The following is a 3,753-nucleotide window of genomic DNA, read 5'->3' as shown; positions in this document are numbered from 1 at the left end:
TCCAGGTTAGACTGCCCTTCAGGCTCTGGTGCTCTAATAAGGAAACAACCTCGCTTGTATCAGCCTTATCTTGGAAGTTACCACATTTTCATTCATGGTAATGAAATTTTTTCATTGGGACTGCCCTCTGCCCTCTGCCTCCTGCCTTCTTTACCTTAACAATTTCACCCGGCTTGCGGTTGTTGCTCTCAATCAAGAGTGAGAAATCTGGTAGCTAGCCCGCATTTCTCACTCTTCTCAAGGCGTTTGATGGAGCAAAAGAGAAGTAATGAGTAATGAGTAATGAGTAAAAACTTCGGTTCTTCATTACTTGTTATGCTAAAAACGCTTATAAAATAGCTCAGATTCCTTACTGGGCAAGAAAGATAGCTTTTAACCTGTGATTTTGAGCCTTTGGAATAAAATCAAGGCTAAAACTGCCTAAAAACCTTGCTATTAAAGGTAAATTCCGAATTTTCCTTTAAAGTTCAGCATAACATCTACGGAAGAGCCAAAACTTCTTACTCATTACTCATTACTTCTCTAGCTCCCGTTTGCGGTTCTAGAAAAAAGTGTCTTTAACACAAAGCAATCAAACCACTCTCAAAAAATAAACTAAAAATGACTCTATAGTTTTATAGCGTGATAGCGCTTAAAAAGCCGTACACTGCGGCGTAAATAAACTTTGGAAGACGCTCTTTGACCTCTTATATCAGTTATTAACTATAAAGTCATTTTTAGTTTATTTTTTTCACCTATTTTTAGGTTTTTCAAAATAAATACCCTGCTGAACAATTGCATAACAGTATTGTGTTTGTCACGCTCCTCAGTATTAGAGGTGTACTATACGCAAAAACCGAGAAATTTTCAGTCGCTTGAGGGTGAGTTGAAACGCCCATTTTAAAGGACAATAAAAATCAGACACTATAAAACCAGACGAAAATACACTTGTGTCTGATTATTAAGGGAGTAATAAAAATGACGCTCTCTCTTGTCCACATAACAGCACATAGAAAGGCGATCGCTTCCTTGCCAGTAGCGCAGGCGGAGGCGAAGTTGATTGCGCTGTGGTTGGAAGGAAAAGCAGAGTCATCTATCATCTCTTACCGACGGTACACGAGGCGATTTCTGGAATTTTTGGACAAACCCCTCAAAAAAGTGACCTATGAAGACTTGGTAGAATACGCTAGTTCTTTTGGGGGCAATGCTGAAAGTACAAAACGGATATATATTGCCGCAGCTAAAAGCTTGATTAGTTTCGCTCATAAAATTGGATATCTCCCTTTTAATGTGGGTATGGCGCTAAAACTCGGTGAATTGCCAGATGTAATCAACGAACGCTATCTGGATGAAGCTGATATTAAATTGTTGGTACGGGCAGCTTCTAAGCATTTAGCGGATGCGAAAACTCCTAAGCGACAGTACACAGCCAAAAGAAATTTGTTGATTATCAAACTGCTGTATCAGGCAGGGTTACGGGCAAGTGAAATCTGTGATCTGACTTGGGGAGATTTGACACCCCGTGGCGACAGTGGTCAGGTGTATGTTCGTAAAGCCAAGGGCAGCAAAAATCGGACAATTCTCATCAAGCAGAAACTCTGGATGGAATTAATGGAGTTCAAAGCTTCGGCTCACTCCAATCAAGCAGTGTTTCCAAGTCAAAAGGGGGGACACCTCGACCGTCAAAACTTGCACCCGATTGTCAAAGCAATTGCACAAGAAGCCGGATTAAGCGAACTGGTTTCGGCTCACTGGTTACGTCATGCCCACGGTTCTCATGCTATTGAGCGCGGGACTAATCCAGTGCTGGTGAAAGAAACTTTGGGTCATGCCAATTTAGCCATCACCGATCGCTATCTCAAGGCTAGACCGAATGACAGTAGCGCTTTGAACTTGATGGATCTTTGACATTTACACAAATTCTAAGATTTTAACCAGTGAGAATGCAGCACAAATAAGAACCAGTGGCATCGATTGCTACTGGAAACTAAGCAGAAAAACTGCTTTCAAATGCCAAAGGGATTTTTCCTTAGCCAGCCCCCTCCATAGGCAACACTTCTTCCAAGAGCCATTCATAAAATTCAGGAACTTGAGATTCCACAAGTCGCAGCTCATTTGCCGCGACCGTCTCCAACTCCAGCACCGTCTCCCAGCGCAAATCCTCAACCCATCGCTTAAGGATGCCCTTAATCGCATCAACCCCCTGCTTGATACCAGAGCGTAGCATTTCCACACAATGAAGTAGGGTAGCGCGATCAGTCGGAGGCGACTCAAATTCGGTAGTATCCTCCCCTTGGCAATGGGAGTTCCCTATAGCATCAAGGGGGGGGATGGATACGGGCTGGTGATTTGGGTTTGCACTATACACAGCAGGGGTTTCGGCAGCATAATAGGTTCGATTTTCTTTTTGATTACGCTTCGTTTCACGATGAGCAATTACATGCATTGCAAATTCCAATTGCTCTTTATCTAAAGAGAAAAGTTTCACCTGTTGACCACGTTTACCCTGCTTACGGAAAGTCAACTTTAGCCCCAGCTGCTCTACCATTGTGGCCAGCAACCAAATAGGTTTACAGTCACTGGGAATAGTAAACCCAAGAATTGCTTTGACGTGAGCAGCACAATGTATAGCGATGTCCCTCATCTTAAGTAAGGTGGAATCCGAGGCGGTAAATTCCTCTCCCGCAACTAAACGCTTGAGAATCTGATGCAGCCCCAGGTTAAATCTAGCCAGCCACCGTGCCGAGTAATTCCCCCAGTCGATGCACAAAGGTAAATTGTCCCGCTCGGTGCGGTCTTTTTGGGTGACAATTGTTGGTGGTGTAGGATAACTTTGCCCAGTTTTGGGGTCAGTAAACGATTCTTCGGGTGGGGCTAAAATGGCCTCAAGTCCAGCGATCGCTCTAATTAAGCGACCACCTTTATCCATTTCTACGAGCGATTCGGTTACTTCGATGCCGTAAGAATCAGAAATGCGGAATTTTTCGCATTCAAAAATTTCATTAGGGTCAAGGTAATCTTTGCTCTGACGGGCACGGTACTCGCTCAAAGTAATATTCTTGGCCTTGGCAACAGCCGAATTGTGGGCACTATCCAAAGCTTGTGCTGCTGCTTTTAGACTTTCAAGGGATTGAGTATCATCATCATTGCCCACACATATAAATGTATTGCCCATTTCGGTGAGGAGCGATCGCAAATCATCACGCAGATTATTGAGAGAATAGTGGCGGTTAGCCATAATTTGACAATAGGCATCTAAGGCCCAATCTTTCTCTGCGCCCCTTAAGCCTGTTTGACGGTCAATCCGCAACAGAAAAGCAGTCATTTCATTGGTTTGGAGCAAGCGCTCTTTAATCTTGGATGCGTTTGTATCCTTGTAACCAAAGGGAGGACGCGGGGCCACCCAAATATGAAACGGGACTTTTGGACGATAACGGTACAGTTGCTGGGCACACTCAGTAGCGGTTTGGGAAACGCCGTGAAACACCCCGAACACTAAATCAAAATGATACTCAGAAATATCAACACCAGTACCGAGGCTGGGAGAGGTGAACAAGGCATCAAAGTTTTTGACGGCGTTGGTGATATCTTTGATGAAAGCGACATTTTCATCACTGCCAGAATTGTCAGAGTGAACCGACCAGATCCGCCATTTTTTTGGTGTATGTGATTTTTCGGAGTTAGATTCTTCGTAGTTGATAGTAAAGGATTTGTCGAGTTTTTTGATGAAACGCTTACTGTCACTTGCAACCATGACTTTCTCACCAAGCATCA

The 3,753-nt window shown here is 43.6% G+C and carries 1 protein-coding gene and 1 pseudogene; one reads left to right on the top strand and one right to left on the bottom strand.

Annotation, left to right across the window (positions count from 1 at the left end; translation table 11 throughout):
- The first annotated feature begins 957 nt into the window (after window positions 1–957).
- On the top strand, window positions 958–1,887 hold the full coding sequence (locus tag H6G92_RS38375; RefSeq protein WP_190902043.1) for a tyrosine-type recombinase/integrase: 930 nt from the start codon (window positions 958–960) through the stop codon (window positions 1,885–1,887).
- A 121-nt stretch (window positions 1,888–2,008) separates the two neighbouring features.
- On the opposite strand, the pseudogene H6G92_RS38370 reads toward H6G92_RS38375, so the two are convergent.
- A pseudogene (locus tag H6G92_RS38370) lies at window positions 2,009–3,753 on the bottom strand (bifunctional DNA primase/helicase); the annotation flags it as partial.

Origin of the sequence: Nostoc foliaceum FACHB-393 (assembly GCF_014698505.1) — a bacterium.
GTDB lineage: Bacteria > Cyanobacteriota > Cyanobacteriia > Cyanobacteriales > Nostocaceae > Nostoc > Nostoc foliaceum_A.
This window is presented reverse-complemented; position numbering and strand designations above follow the sequence as displayed.